Annotated in this window: 13 protein-coding genes; 3 read left to right on the plus strand and 10 right to left on the minus strand. The window is 68.1% G+C overall.

The window, feature by feature from the left end; all coding sequences use genetic code 11:
- Positions 1-47 precede the first annotated feature (47 nt).
- From IBJ82_RS20915 to IBJ82_RS20930, 4 genes are all read right to left on the minus strand, one after another.
- On the minus strand, positions 48-1064 hold the full coding sequence (locus tag IBJ82_RS20915; protein ID WP_194827635.1) for a glycosyltransferase: 1017 nt from the start codon (positions 1062-1064) through the stop codon (positions 48-50).
- Positions 1061-2326 (minus strand): oligosaccharide flippase family protein, encoded by a 1266-nt coding sequence (locus tag IBJ82_RS20920; protein WP_370585418.1) that lies wholly within the window; start codon positions 2324-2326, stop codon positions 1061-1063. Before IBJ82_RS20920 ends, IBJ82_RS20915 begins: the two co-directional genes overlap by 4 nt.
- Before the next feature lie 124 nt (positions 2327-2450).
- Positions 2451-3587 (minus strand): glycosyltransferase family 4 protein, encoded by a 1137-nt coding sequence (locus IBJ82_RS20925; protein ID WP_194827636.1) that lies wholly within the window; start codon positions 3585-3587, stop codon positions 2451-2453.
- A complete protein-coding gene (locus tag IBJ82_RS20930) occupies positions 3584-4645 on the minus strand; it encodes a glycosyltransferase family 4 protein (RefSeq protein WP_194827637.1) in 1062 nt (353 codons plus the stop codon). Before IBJ82_RS20930 ends, IBJ82_RS20925 begins: the two co-directional genes overlap by 4 nt.
- A gap of 221 nt (positions 4646-4866) precedes the next feature.
- Here IBJ82_RS20930 and IBJ82_RS20935 point away from each other — a divergent pair, with 221 nt between their 5' ends.
- A complete protein-coding gene (locus IBJ82_RS20935) occupies positions 4867-5703 on the plus strand; it encodes a glycosyltransferase family 2 protein (RefSeq protein WP_194827638.1) in 837 nt (278 codons plus the stop codon).
- A 67-nt stretch (positions 5704-5770) separates the two neighbouring features.
- Here the strand turns inward: IBJ82_RS20935 and IBJ82_RS20940 are convergent, their stop codons facing one another.
- Both IBJ82_RS20940 and IBJ82_RS20945 read right to left on the minus strand, forming a co-directional pair.
- Positions 5771-6406: an MspA family porin gene (locus IBJ82_RS20940; RefSeq protein WP_194827639.1), complete on the minus strand. Its 636-nt coding sequence runs from the start codon at positions 6404-6406 to the stop codon at positions 5771-5773.
- Between the two features lie 212 nt (positions 6407-6618).
- Entirely contained in the window at positions 6619-7707 is a 1089-nt protein-coding gene (locus IBJ82_RS20945; protein ID WP_194827640.1) for a methyltransferase domain-containing protein, read from the minus strand.
- A 14-nt stretch (positions 7708-7721) separates the two neighbouring features.
- Here IBJ82_RS20945 and rfbC point away from each other — a divergent pair, with 14 nt between their 5' ends.
- Complete coding sequence (gene rfbC, locus IBJ82_RS20950; RefSeq protein WP_194827641.1) at positions 7722-8285, plus strand: dTDP-4-dehydrorhamnose 3,5-epimerase; 564 nt, start codon at positions 7722-7724, stop codon at positions 8283-8285.
- Here the strand turns inward: rfbC and IBJ82_RS20955 are convergent.
- The 4 genes from IBJ82_RS20955 to IBJ82_RS20970 are packed head-to-tail and all read right to left on the minus strand — an operon-like array spanning position 8263 to position 12000.
- The gene (locus tag IBJ82_RS20955; RefSeq protein ID WP_194827844.1) at positions 8263-9297 is read right to left on the minus strand and encodes an NAD(P)-dependent oxidoreductase; all 1035 of its coding nucleotides are present in this window, start codon (positions 9295-9297) and stop codon (positions 8263-8265) included. The genes rfbC and IBJ82_RS20955 overlap by 23 nt on opposite strands.
- A gap of 2 nt (positions 9298-9299) precedes the next feature.
- Positions 9300-9965: a PIG-L family deacetylase gene (locus tag IBJ82_RS20960; protein WP_194827642.1), complete on the minus strand. Its 666-nt coding sequence runs from the start codon at positions 9963-9965 to the stop codon at positions 9300-9302.
- On the minus strand, positions 9950-10726 hold the full coding sequence (locus IBJ82_RS20965) for a glucose-1-phosphate cytidylyltransferase (protein ID WP_194827845.1): 777 nt from the start codon (positions 10724-10726) through the stop codon (positions 9950-9952). The genes IBJ82_RS20960 and IBJ82_RS20965 overlap by 16 nt, the downstream gene beginning before the upstream one ends.
- 8 nt (positions 10727-10734) lie before the next feature.
- Positions 10735-12000: a class I SAM-dependent methyltransferase gene (locus IBJ82_RS20970; RefSeq protein ID WP_194827643.1), complete on the minus strand. Its 1266-nt coding sequence runs from the start codon at positions 11998-12000 to the stop codon at positions 10735-10737.
- Positions 12001-12485: 485 nt separating this feature from the next.
- On the opposite strand from IBJ82_RS20970, the gene IBJ82_RS20975 reads away from it, so the two are divergent.
- Complete coding sequence (locus tag IBJ82_RS20975) at positions 12486-13985, plus strand: sugar transferase (RefSeq protein ID WP_194827644.1); 1500 nt, start codon at positions 12486-12488, stop codon at positions 13983-13985.
- The last annotated feature ends 21 nt before the right edge of the window (positions 13986-14006 follow it).

Here is a 14006-nt window from a genome sequence, read left to right on the forward strand (position 1 = left end):
AATGACGAGCAGTGCGGCGGCGACAGAGGCGACGGTGGCATAGCCGGTCAGAGCCTGACCTCCTGTGCCAGCGCGACGATCTCGTGCGCCCGATCCACATAGCGGTGCCCGTCGGCCACGACACGGCGGTGCCCGGCGGCGGCCACAGCGGCGATGGTGTTCGGTTCGGCCGCGCAGCGATCGAGGATGTCGTGGAGTTCGTCGGTGTCGGAGAACAGGAAGCACTCGGCGGTGTCGTCGAAGAGCTCGGCGTGTTCGTCGGTGCGTTCGCCGACGAACAGCCCACCGGCCGCGGGCACCTCGAAGGTGCGGCAGGTATGGGTGTCGCGGTTGTCGGAGTTCAGCAGCACCAGGTTCGCGCCGACCTGGGCTACCGCGGCCGAATACTGGGCGCCGTAGACAGCGCCGCCCACATGGGCGCCGGTGGCGCGCAGTTCGGGTACCCGGCGCCAACCGGGCCCACGGACCAGCATGCGATCGCCGTAGCGTCCGGCCAGTTCGACCATCGCGGTGCGGCGGTCGGGACGGCACACACCGATGAAGCCGACCAGGTAGTCACGCCCGTCGCGGCGGGCGGTCCGGTGATGCCAGGCCGGATCGTAGGCACTGCGAACGAAACCGACGGCGCGAGCCCCGCGGGCCCGCAACTCGGGCACATTGTGGCGCTTGGTGGTGACCACCAGATCCCACTCGGATTCGTGCGCGAGGTAGGAGGGGGTGAGATTTTCCGGGTTCGCCACATCGTCGGCGCTGTAATGCACATGCAGCGCGGCAGGCAGGTCGAGCAATCTGCGCTGGTCGAGATGGATTCCCTTGAACACGAACACCATATCGGGATCGAAGGCCGCAGCGCTACGTTCGATTCGCTCGTGTAATGCGCGCACCTGCCACGGCGCCCGTTCGTTGCGCGCTTTGGCATAGATCCAGGGCGGAGACAAACGGGTCGGCAGCGTGATCGTGGTCGAGTCGACGACGAGCACATCGTGGCCGGCCTGGCGGAAACCGTCGGCCAGCGAACGGGCGTTGCTGCCGATCCAGTCGTCGCCGATGAAGAGGATTTTCATGCGTGATGGTCCTTGTTGCGCCGGTCGCGCAGGACCAGCATTCTGACCCGCGCGAGATACCAGGCAGCGACGGTGTATTCGACCAGCACGCTGCCGTAGACGAGGGTGTGTACCGAGTGGGTGCGGAAGGTCAGCCCGAGCGCGCAGGCCGCGATCACCGTGCCGATCACCGCGCCGGTGAGCACACCGAAGGTGTCTTGGCGGACCGGCAGGATCGCGGTGGTGACGAACGAGGTGACCGTAGTGGCGGGCAGGATCAGGATCTCGATCCGCAACAGTGAGGTCGCGCCGAGGAATTCGGTGCCGAAGATCACTTCGATCAGGAAGGGCGCCGTGACCCATACCAGCGCGCTCACCAGCGCGGCCAGTGCGACGCAGGCCGCGAGAACCCGCACGCTGTCCCGCCAGAAGTTGCCGTCGGAACTGCGTCGCGCCAGGCGCGGTAGCAGGGCGAAACCGATCGGGTCGAGCAGCGATTGCAAGGCCCGCACGAGGCGATCGCCCGCCGAGTACAGGCCGAGGGCGGCCGCGTTGAGCACCACCGAATAGATCGCGGCGGCGCCCTGGCCGTAGGTGGTGATGAGCAAGCGCGAGGCGAAAACCGGTGCGCCCGTGCGGAGCAGTTCACCGACATCACGTGGTCGCGACGGTCGGCCGTACCGCCGGGAGGTATCGATCCAGGTGGCCACGACCGTGGGCACCGACGACACCAGCAGGCACAACACCGCGACCTGAGCACTCGGCAGGCGCGGCAGTACACCGACCAACAGGGCAAGATAGCCGAGCCGCCCGATGCCCTGATAAACCGTCGACGCGCCGAAACGGCCCTGCCCGATCAGCAGCCAGTCCTCCGACATCGACCAGAACCCGCCCGCGAACAAACCGAGCAGGATCATCTGCACCGGTTCGGGGACACCGAACATCAGACCGGCGCCCAGCGCCAGCCCGAGTATCAGCAGCAGGCTCAGCCGGACAGCGAGGTAATCGCCGCGCAACTGGTTGATGGCCGCGAACCGTGTCCCGGCACCCTGGTTGTCCTCGGCATCGGGCACCCGTGCGGCCATGAACGAGGTGATGCCGAGGTCGACGATCAGCGAGCCGATGAAATAGGCCGACATCGCCATCGCGAGCAGCCCGAGACCGTGCGCGCCGAGCACCCGGGCGATCAGCGGCACCGTGATGAAGGTGACCAGATACTGCCCGTACTTGCCGAAGCTGACGAACCCGATGTCGCGCAGCACAGCCAGCGGGCTGGACTTGATGTGCCTGCCCCCCCCGCCGGACCCGCGTTCGTCCTCGGGTCGGCGGTGCGCGCCGGGTTCCCGGGGGACCGGCTGCACGTGCGGGAAGACGTCGGTGGTGACGGTGGCCAGATAGCGATCGTGCTCAGTCACCGCGGGTCACCATGGTGTCGAGGAAGTCGGCGACGGTGCGGGCGCTGGTGTGGATGTCGAAGTCGCGCGCGCGGTCGCGGCCCGCCAGGGCGAGGCGGGCACGGTCGGCGGGGTCGTGCAGGAGGGTGTCCAGCGCGGCTGTGAGGGCGCCGACATCGCCACCGGGGACGAGCAGACCGTCGACGCCGGAGTCGATGATCTCGGTGGGACCGCCCGGTGTCGCCGCGACCACCGCGCAGCCCGCGGCCATGCCTTCGACGACGACCTGCCCGAAGGGCTCCGGCAGCACCGAGCAGTGCACGAGGATGTCCGCGGTGGTGAGATATTCGGCGGGATCGTCGACATGGCCGGTGAATTCGGCGGCCACACCCAACTCGGCCGCGAGCTTCTCCAGCTGTGCGCGATACGGTTGCTCGCCGAAGAACGTGCCGCCCACCAGCACCACCCGGGCAGGCCGCACCCGCAGCGCGGCGATCGCGCGCAGGAAGACGTCCTGGCCTTTCCACGGACTGAGTCTGCCGACTACGACCACTACCGCCTCCGCGGCCGAGCGGGTGCGCGGATCCGCTTGTGTCGCAGGCAGTTCGACACCGGGATAGGCGATCGCGGTAGACAGTCCAGCGGGCAGGGTGGCAGCGGTCGCGCGACTGTTGGCGAGCTGCCCACGGCACACGAGCCGAGCCAGCACACGGATCACCAGGGCCGGAATCGCGCCGAAGTAGTCAGGGGAGACGCGGTCGTGGACTTGCCACACCAGCGGAACACGCGCGCGACGGGCGGCGACAGCGCCCAGGACCAGTGCCTTGGTGCTCTCGGCGACGACGACATCGGCGCGGGTCTCGGCAACCACCGCGCCGACGGCCCAGCCCAACCGCAGCAGGGCGATGAAGCCGGTGAGCAGTCCGAGCACGCCGGTGCCGATGCGCATGGCGCGCGAGTCGAATCGTCCCGTGACGACTCGGGTTTCGATGTCGCGTGCCCGCATCCGGGCCACCATCGGTCCGTCCTCGGTGTAGATCATGGTGACCTGATAGCGGCCCGTCGCGCGCAAGGCGTCGAGCAGCCGCAGGGTGGCCAGTTCGGCGCCGGACGGTGCCGCGGTGTGTGCGAGAAAGACAGCTCGGGTCACAGCAGGTCCCGATAGAGGGCAGCGTGGCGGTCGGCGGCGATGTCCCAGGTGAAGGTCCGCGCGTGCGCGCGGCAGGCGGCCGGGTCGGGAACCGTGCCGTCGAGAGCGGTGACGAGCCGGGCGGCGAGCGCGTCGGGCTCGCCCGCGGGAACGACCAGGGTGGGGTCGAGGCCGCGCACGGCGTCGGGCAATCCGCCGCAGTCGGTGACGATCGGTGCCCGCCCGGCGGCCAGGGATTCCAGGGCGATCAGCCCGAAGCCCTCCAGCGCGACGGTCGGGACAACGGAGACGGTGGCCTCGGCGTAGAGGTCGGTGAGTTCGTCGTCGCCGACCCGGCCGGTGAACTCGACGGTGCCCCCGAGCTCGGCCGCCGCGGCCCGCAACTCCGCTTCGGCGGTACCGGTGCCGACGACGACGAGTCGGGCATCGGGATGGGCGGCCGATACCTGCGGCCATGCTCGCAACAACACGTCGATGCCCATGCGCCGCTCGAGCCTGCGCACACACAACACGGTCCGGGTGGTGGCGGTGGTGTCGAGCGGCGCGGCGCGGAACCGGTCGAGGTCGACGCCGGGCGGAATGACCGAGATCCGGTCGGCGGGCACCTGGTAGTCGCGTTCGAGCACGTCACGGAAGTGGCCCGACAGCACGATGAATCGGTCGGCCCCGCGATAACGCAGTCGTTCGAACAGGTACTTGGCCCGCACGGCACGGACCGATTCGCCCGCCATCGCGCTCTCCTGCGCCCACGGTCCGTGGAAGTGGACCACGAGCGGAAGTTTCGACGTCGCGGTCCGGGCGAGGGGGCCGTAGAGGCAGAAGTGCCGGTCCAGGACGGTGCCGGGGGCGAGTTCGGAGCGGGCGAGCAGCGCGGTGCGGGTGCGATGCAGTGTCGAACCGCCCGTCGGTCCCCACGATCCGGCGCCCGCGTGGTCGGCGGTGCCGAACGCGGCCGCGGTCACCGCCATCTCCGGTTGCCGTGCGAGTGCTCGATACAGATCGGTGAAATACCGGTTGAGGCCGCCCGGAGTGGCACCGAACCATTCCGATCCGGTCATGTGCACACCAACCATTGCGGTCGCAGTCGTCAACCTCCGCACCCTTCATCATGTGTCCCGCGAAGTGCATCCCGACCGGCGAATTCGCTATCGGCCCACAGTGTAGGGGAGTAACCACGTTCGGGCCCACCGGGCGGCAGGCAGTCAGGGGGTGGGGTAGATTCCTCACCGGGGAAGGCGGGAGTGCAACAAGGCATAACCCGGTGACAGGGAGTGCGACGATGGTTTCCGCGTTGACGGTGTGTGTGCCTGCCTACGACGCCGAGCGGACGCTCGCGGTGACCTTGGAATCGGTGCTCGCCGAGGACGCCGACTTCGAGCTGCTCGTCCTCGACAACGCCAGCGCTGACCGCACCGGCGAGATCGCCCGCTCCACCGGCGATCCCCGAGTGCGGGTGCTGCGCAACGAGTCGGTGTTGCCGATCGGGGCCAATTGGGATCGGGTGATCCGGGCCGCCTCCGGTGAACTGGTGAAAGTCGTGTGTGCCGACGACATCCTGCGTCCCGGCGCCCTGACCGAACAGTGGGCGCTGATGGCCGACTCGTCGGTCGCGATCTGCGCGGGACGCTTCGATGTGATCGATGAGCAGGGCGGCTTGCTCGAGACCGACCTCGGTCTGCCCGGTCTGCTCGGCCGCCGCACGCCACGGGAACTGGCCAAGGTCATCGTGCGTCGCGGTCCGGCCGAGTTCGGGCCGACGGCCGCGGCGATGTTCCGGCTGGCCGACTACCGGCGCGTGGGCGGTCTGCGCCCTGACCTGGTGTTCCCGATGGATGTCGACCTCTTCGCCCGCGTCGCCACCGGCGGCCACTTCGTCGGTATGGAACGGATCGTCGCCGCGTGGCGCAACTCCTCGTTCAACCTGTGCAGTCGCACCACCACCAGGTCCAAGCTCACCGACATGTACCGCTTCCACCATCGCCTCGTCGTCGACCACCCCGAATTGGTCACGCGAGCCGACGTACTCACCGGGGACCTGCGACTGGTCGGACAGATCATGGAACGCGTCCGGGTGCGGACACTGGGCGCGGTCGGCGCGGTGCGCCCGGGCGAATGAGGCCCCGGCCCCGGCCGGTCAGGTCTCGAGCGCCCCGACGGGTGACGGCTCGCCGGGGCGAGACCGATCAGATCGAGAAGGTCTTGCCGTAGGTGACGACGGTGTCGCCGGTGGAGCCGACGATCTTCACGAACGGGCGGACGTTGGTCTGGCCGAGCACACCGGTGACGGTGCCGTGGAAGCCCGAAAGACGCAGCACGCCTTCAGCTCCGGAGATCTCGCCACCGGCGACCTCGACCTCCTGGATGCCGGGGCCGAAGCCCGCGGCGAGTTCGATGCCCGCGCGCGGGATGAGGCCGTCGAGCTTGACGATGGGACCGTCGGCGCCGACCTCGAGGCCGAGGCTCGGGGTCGACCACTCGAACTTGATTTTGCCATCGAGGGTGGCGGGGTAGCCGACCTGATAGCCCACGATGAGATGGCCGGACCAGGCCTCGGCCTCGGGACCGGTGACCAGGTAGGAGGCCGCGCCACTGTGGAACCACTCGCGGGTGAGCGGATTGCCGTCCAATGGTGCGACGAAGTCGATCCGGGTGTCGGACTGGATAGCTTCGACGGTGCGGTTGTCGCCGTCGAGAACAATGCTGCTGCTGTCGATTCCGGCAGTGGCAGAGCCTGCTCCCATGGCGAGACCGACCGCGATGGCCGATGCCATCGCGGCCATCCGGAGCGCGCGCGGTGCAAGCACGGTGGTTCCCCTCATCAGAATTCATCCCCTGGATACTCGCCCGCCGAACGGTGCGTTCGACGCCGCAGCCCCCTGCGATCCGGGCACCGGCCCACCGCGACACTGCGACGGTCCAGCGGTGACCTGAACTCGATCATGGTGCGGCGCTGAGCGATCCGAGTATCGCACGCCCTCCGATCATGTGCCGGTCGACAGAGGGTCACCTCTGCCACAGTCTTCGCAGGTAACTATCGCCGACGTGGGCCCGCGGGGTCGTCGATCATCCACCGGCCGTCGAGTGCGGGCAGTGCTGCGCTCACTTCGGTGAACAGGTCCGGCAGCGTCAGCAGTACGAGGTCGGGTTCGGCGGCGACCAGCTCGGCGGGAGAGATGATGGGCACATCGGTGCCGGGCATCCGACAGCCCTGTTTACCGGGCGAGGCATCGGCGACACCGGCGAGCAGGCCGCGGTGCGCGCCCGCCATGCTCAACAGGGCTACTGCTCGGGACGCCGCACCGTAGGCGAAGACCCGATGATGGTGTGCGGCGCAGTCTTCCAACCACGCGCGCAGCGCACTGACGTGGCGGTCGACCGTGTATTGCAGCTCGTCAGTGGAGCCCAGCGAATCGGCTTCGGTTGTGAGCAGTTCGTCGACCGCGGCATCCGGAGTGTGCTCGCCGTGGCGCACCGCGAGCAGCACGGTGCCGCCGTAGAGGTCGAACGCCCACGCGGTGACCACGCTCATTTCCGCGGCCCGCAGCAGCGTGCGCAGGGTGGACAAAGAGTAGTACGCGAAGTGTCCGTGCCGCAACGCATTCCACTGTCCCTGCGCGACGATGGCGGCCAGCGAGTGGTACTGCACCAGCAGCACGCCATCGGGAGCTGTCGCCGCGGCACGTGCCGCGAAGGCCGCCCGCTGATCGGGTTCGTGCATGATGCCGAAGCAGTCGAGCACCACATCGGCCGGTCCGCTGGTCTTCTCGGTGAAACCGTGGGCGGCGAGCAGGGGCAGCCAGGTGCCGCCGTGGGGGCTGCCGAATTCGGTGACTGTCGAACCGGACAACAGTCCGGCGGCGTGCACCAGCCGCACTGCGTCTGCGGCCTGATCGCGCAGTGCCTGCGGTTCGACGCCGCGGGGTTCGGCCGTGACGGTGTCGTCGTCGGCGAGTTGGGCCAGCCCGCAGGCCGTGCACTGGTCCATCCGCAACGGATGGCCGGATTCGGTGTCGGCGACCGGAGTGTCACGTGGCGGAAAGTGGTCCGCCGCCGGGACCGATCCCAGGTCGAGTACGGGAGTGAGTGCGGTCTTCGCGCAACCGCGGCATCGGCGGGTCATGGCAGGATGTCCTCGTGCGTATCGAGCGGACTGAATTGGCCGACGTGGTGGTACTCGTTCCCGAACCGTTCCGGGACGAGCGTGGGTTGTTCACCCGCACGTTCGACGCGGGCGAGTTCGACGCCTATCTCGGGGTGCCGGGCACGGCGGCGAGCTTCGTGCAGGATTCGCAGTCGCGGTCGGTGCGCGGGGTGATCCGTGGCATGCACGGTCGCGGCGGGCGCGGTGAGGCCAAGCTGGTGCGTTGCGCGCACGGCGCCGTCCACGACGTGCTCGTCGACATTCGTCCCGGTTCGCCGACTTTCGGTGCGCGTCAAGCGTTTCGGCTCGACGACGAGCAGTTCCACCACCTGTACGTGCCGCCGGGTTTCCTGCACGGATTCCAGGCACTCACCGAGGTCGCCGACGTCTGCTATCGCATCGACCGCCCGCACGATCCCACCGAGGACCTCGGGGTCGCCTACGACGACCCCGAGCTGGCCATCGACTGGCCGCTGCCCGTCGGCCCGGTCTCCGCGCGCGACGCGCGAGCCGGGAGCTGGCCTGCGCTGCTGGCTACGCTGACGCCGACGCACTGATCCGGCGCAGCTGTGCGTCGAGCACCCCGGAGTCGCACAGGCCCTGCAGATGTGGCAGCCGGGTGAACCGCCGGAAGAACGCGTCCGAGGTGAGCCCGCGCGCGGTGTACTCGGTGAACAGCTCGGCCGCACCCGCGGGCACCGTCCACTGGGCCTCGAAGCCGAGAACTTCACGCGCGTAAGAGAAATCGACCCGGTAGGACCGCGGGTCCGCGCCGCTCTCGCCGGTGATCAGCAGACGTGAGCCCGGCACCGCGTCGACCACCGAGGCGGCGATCTCGGCGACGGTCAGGTTGTTGACCTCGGTGCCGATGTTGAACGCCCGGCACGAGACATCGGCGGCGGGGGCGGTGAGGCAGGTGGCGAACGCGGCGGCGATGTCCGCGGCGTGGACCAGGGGTCGCCACGGGGTGCCGTCGGAGAGCACCTTCACCTCGCCGGTGAGCACCGCGTAGCCGACCAGATTGTTGAGCACGATATCGGCCCGCAGTCGCGGCGAGAAGCCGAAAGCCGTTGCGTTGCGCAGGAACACCGGGACGAAATCGTCGTCGGCGAGGGCGGCCACATCGTCTTCGACGCGGACCTTGCTCTCGGCGTACGGGGTGATGGGCCGTAGCGGAGCGTCCTCGGTGACGAGCTCGGCACCGGCGGCGCCGTAGACCGAGCAGGTCGAGGCGTAGAGGAACCGTGAGACCCCGGCCTCTTTGGCGAGGCGGGCCAGGCGCACCGACGCGTGATGGTTGATGTCGTAGGTGATCTCCGGCGCGAGGGCGCCGAGGGGATCGTTCGACAACGCGGCGAGATGGATCACCGCGTCGAAACCGCGCAGCTGCTCGACGGTCACCTCGCGCAGGTCCACCGCCAAACCTTCGGGATCACCGGCGAATTCGCCGAGCACGCAGTCGGCGAAGTAGCCGATGTCCAGGCCGGTGACCTGGTGGCCCGCCGCCCGCAGCACCGGCACCATCACGGTGCCGAGATAGCCCTGGTGCCCGGTGACCAGTACCCGCATGTTCACGTCTCTTGTTCCCATCTGATGATCGCTTTGTCGAGCACGAACGCCTCGGCATAGGGTGCGTGGCACTGCACGCCACGCATCCGGGCCAGCCCGAGGAAGGCCTGTTCGTCGAACCAGTCGCGGCCCGTCTGCGACGGATAGTGCTCGTGCAGCAGTCGCGACTTCTGTTGTGCCAGTGCATGACTCAACGGGTGGTAAAGCGTGGGGGCTGGGGTGTCGGTCTCCCATTTGAGGATTTCGTAGCCCAGGGTCAGGTGATCGCGGAACTCGGTCGGTACCAGTTCGGCGAGCAGGCGATGGTCCTGATGGGCGTCGCCACGATGCGGCGCGAACACCACCTCGGGTTCGCCGCCACGACGAAAGTCCGCGAGTGCGTTCTTGATCCGGTCCCAGTGCGCCGGTGCGCGGCCGTCGGGCACATCGAGGACGTGCAGCTGCGGCTCGGTGCCCGAGCAGAACGCGGTGAGCGCCGCGCGCTCCTCGTCCTCGCGGGCGGTGCCGCCGCCGGAGAGCACCAGGGCCCGCACCTCGACCTCGGGATCGGCGCCGGTGAGCGCGAGCAGTGTCGCCCCCATCCCGATCGCGATGTCGTCGCAGTGCGCGCCGAGCACCGCGATCCGGCGTGGTGGGCGGGTGAACAAACCGATCACGGTCGGTCCCACACCATCCACGGCCGGGTGCCGTTGCGGTAGGCGTCGTCGAGTTCGGCGCGTTCCTTGAAGGTGTCGGCAGGCTTCCAGAAGCCCATGTGCTGATACCCGAAGAGCCTGCCCTGCCCGGCGAGCGCGCCGCACGCGTCGGCCACCAGGTCGCCGCCCGGCGGCAGGAGATCGAAGATCTCCTGGCTGAGTACGAAGTATCCGCCGTTCTCCCACAGGGGCATCTGTGCCACCGGCACGATGTCCTTCACCTCGCCCGTGGGTGAGATGTCCACGCAGTGGAACGAGGACTGCGGTGGCACCACCATCATCGACGCGGCCGCACCCGAGGCGTGGAAGCGTTCGATCATGGTGTCCAGCGGTGCGTCGGTGAGGACGTCGGCGTAGTTGGCCAGGAAGTGCTCGTCGCCGTCGAGGTGCTCGCGCACGCGCCGCAGGCGTTCCCCGATCGCGGATTCGACGCCGGTGTCGACGAAAGTGATCGACCAGTCGCTGATGTCGCTGCTCAGCAGCTCCACTTCACCGTTGCGGATCACGAAGTCGTTGGACGCCGACTCCTGGTAGGTGAGGAAGAAGTTCTTGATGTGTTCGGCGCCGTAGCCGAGGCACAGCACGAATTCCTTGTGGCCGTAGTGCGCGTAGTAGCGCATCACGTGCCACAGCAGTGGGCGCGGGCCGACCAACTGCATCGGCTTGGGGACGACGTCGTCGGATCCGCCGCGCATGCGCATGCCGTATCCGCCGCAGAACAGGACGACCTTCATCGGTTCGTTCACTTTCCTTCGGAGTGTGCGCCGGCCGTGACCGGTTCGCTGATTATGGCGCCGCGATGCAGCACCGGCAGCGGATAGATCAGTTCGCCGCCCCACTGGCCGACGTGGCTGAGCTGGGCGGTGATCTCGGTTTCCAGATTCCACGGCAGCACGAGCACCACATCGGGTTCGTCGGCGTCGATGCGCTCGGGCGGATGGATCGGGATCCGGGTGCCGGGGGTGTAGCGGCCGTGCTTGTAGGGGTTGCGGTCCACGGTGTACTCGAGCAGGTCGGGCCGGATGCCGCAGTAGTTGAGCAGGGTGTTGCCCTTGCCCGGCGCGCCGTAGCCGACGACCCGCTTGCCCGCCGCGCGGCAGTCGAGCAGGAAACGCAGCAGTTCGTGGCGGACCGATTCCGCACGGGCGCCGAGCGCGGCGTATCCGGCGGGTTCGTGCAGGCCCGCCGCCCGCTCGAGGTCGAGGACCTCGCCGACCCGGGCGGTCGGCTCGGCGACGGCGTCGGGGCGTGCCCACAGCCGGATCGAGCCGCCGTGGGTTTCGAGCAGTTCCACATCGACGACGGTCAGGCCTGCGATCGCCAGCGCGCGCTGCGCGGAGTGGACGGTGTAGTACTGGAAATGTTCGTGATAGATGGTGTCGAACTGGCCGAGCTGGACCAGGTTCAGCGCGTGGTGCACTTCGATGCTGCACCAGCCGTCGTCGCTGAGCAGGGTGCGCAGCGCGTGGGTGAACCCGCGCAGGTCGGGCACGTGGGCGTAGACATTGTTGGCGACCACCAGATCGGCCGGACCGTGCTCGGCGCGGACCCGTGCGGCCGAATCCTGTTCCAGGAAGGCCGTTTCCGTCGGCACGCCGGCCTCGCGGGCCGCGAGGCCGACATTGACCGACGGCTCGATGCCGAGGCAGCGGATGCCGCGGGCGACCGCGTGGCGCAACAGGTAGCCATCGTTGCTTGCCACCTCGACGACGAACGAATCAGGGCCGAGGCCGAGTCGCTCGGCGGTGGTGGTGACGAACTGCTCGGCGTGGCGGACCCAGCTGTCGGAGAACGAGGAGAAGTACGCGTATTCGGTGAAGGTGTCCTCGGGGGTGATCAGCGCCGGGATCTGCAACAACAGGCAGTCCTCGCACAGCCGCAGGTGCAGCGGATATGTCGACTCCGGCAGGTCGAGCTCCTCGACGGCCAGGAAGCTCTCGCACGGCGGGGTGGCACCCAGGTCGAGGACACTCGTGAGCCGTTCGGAATCACAGAGTCGACATTGCACGTGGAGCCCCCACCTTCTTGCACGTTCACCCAAGCTGTCACGGCTCGTTGCCGGTCATGCCGGAAGTCGGATCGACAGGCGCAGATGTTACAGCGGGCCCGAGGGGGCGCCTCGAAACATCCGGGGCGGAAATAGATTCGTGGTAATTTTCGGAGTTCGACCAGGTCGATCCGGTACCGGCAAATTGTTGGCGAGGGCGACCATTCCTCACTCCTCTGTGATGCCGATCACTTGTGAAAGTGATTTTCCTGCATTCATATCGAAAGGCGATAGCAACTCGGTGATAGCTGTCCGATTGCGCTGTGGCGTGGCTAACTTTTGGAACCTGTTGTGGCGGTGAGACTTCGACAAGAATGCCTGGTGGGGGTCTGTAACAATCGGCGGGCGGGTATCGAATCGACGGGAAGTAGGACGGCCGCAACGGCCGCTTTCCGGTCGACGGGGATCGGGAAACGATTCGTCTCCCGAAGGGGAGGTGTGGGTTCATGAGCTACGAGCTCACTGGTAGTGGCGACGTCGATGTTGTCAACGGTATCCAGGTGCTGCGCCGTACGCAGCGAGAGAGTTGGCAGACCGCGTTGGTCCAGCGGTTGGCCGTGACCGATGTGATCGCGGTATTCGGCGCGGTCGGAGCCGCGCAGGTGATCCGCTTCGGTGGGCCCGCCGCGCCGCCACTGGCCTGGCCCCTGTCCTACGAGATCGGTTACTCGGTGGTGTCGCTGGCCCTGGCCGTCGGGTGGTTGGCGCTGCTGCACGGGTACGGCACGCGTACGCCGCAGGTGGTCGGTACCGGCAGTGAGGAATTCCGCAGGCTGGTGTCGGCGACGCTGCGCCTGTTCGGTGTGCTGGCGATCCTGGCGCTGCTGTTCCGGGTGGAGGTCGCGCGTGGCTATCTCGCGATCGCGTTGCCCGCCGGACTGCTCGCGCTGGTGGTGGGCCGCTTGGCGTGGCGGTGGCGGTTGCGTCGGTGGCGCGCACAGGGCCGGTGCCACACCGCCGTGTTGGTGGTCGGGTCGCCGGAGGCCGCGCACGCGATGGCGTCCGCGTTCACCGGCGATCCCGGTTCCGGCTACCGCGTGGTCGGCGTGTGCGTGCCCGCGGGAGCCCTTGGCGCACAGTTCGATACGACGGGCAGTCCGTTGGTGCTCGGGGACGATCGCTCGGTGCTGGAGGCAGTGCGCCGCAGTGGCGCCGATTCGGTGGCGGTGGCCGCGACCGATCATCTCGGACCCGCCGAATTGCGCCGGATGGCATGGGCCTTGGATCCGCTCGGCGTCGATCTGATCGTGGCGCCCGGTGTCGTCGACATCGCGGGGGTGCGGCTGACCAACCGGATCGTCGCGGGAATGCCGATGCTGCACATCGACCCGCCGCGCTACGGACGAGCGAAATCGAGTCGTAAAGCGCTGTTCGACCTGTGTTTCGCCGCGATCGTGTTGGTGTTCATCGCACCGACGCTGGCCGCTATCGCGATCGCCGTGAAGATGACGAGTGCGGGACCGGTGTTCTACCTGTCGGAGCGGATCGGGCGCGACGGTATTCCGTTCCGGATGATCAAGTTCCGCAGCATGCTCGTCGATGCCGACAGCGCGGTGGAGGCACTCATCGACCGCCACGGTGGAAATCCGTTGTTCTTCAAGGTCAAAGACGATCCGCGGGTGACCTCGGTGGGCCGGTTCCTCCGCAAGTACAGCCTCGACGAGTTGCCGCAGTTCTTCAATGTGCTGCGCGGTGACATGAGCGTCGTCGGGCCGCGGCCGCAGGTGCAACGTGAGGTCGACAGCTACGACGGGGAGATGCGACGGCGGCTGCTGGTGAAGCCGGGCGTCACCGGGTTGTGGCAGGTCAGCGGTCGGTCGGATCTGTCGCCGGAGGATTCGGTGCGGCTGGATCTGTCCTATGTCGAGAACTGGTCGATGGTGCTGGATCTGGCGTTGATCGCGCGCACCATCGGGGTGGTCACCCGCGGCGACGGCGCGTACTGAAAACCAGGGTGGTGAGTCGAC

The sequence above is a fragment of the Nocardia sp. XZ_19_231 genome, from assembly GCF_015355705.1.
Classification (GTDB): Bacteria; Actinomycetota; Actinomycetes; order Mycobacteriales; family Mycobacteriaceae; genus Nocardia; species Nocardia salmonicida.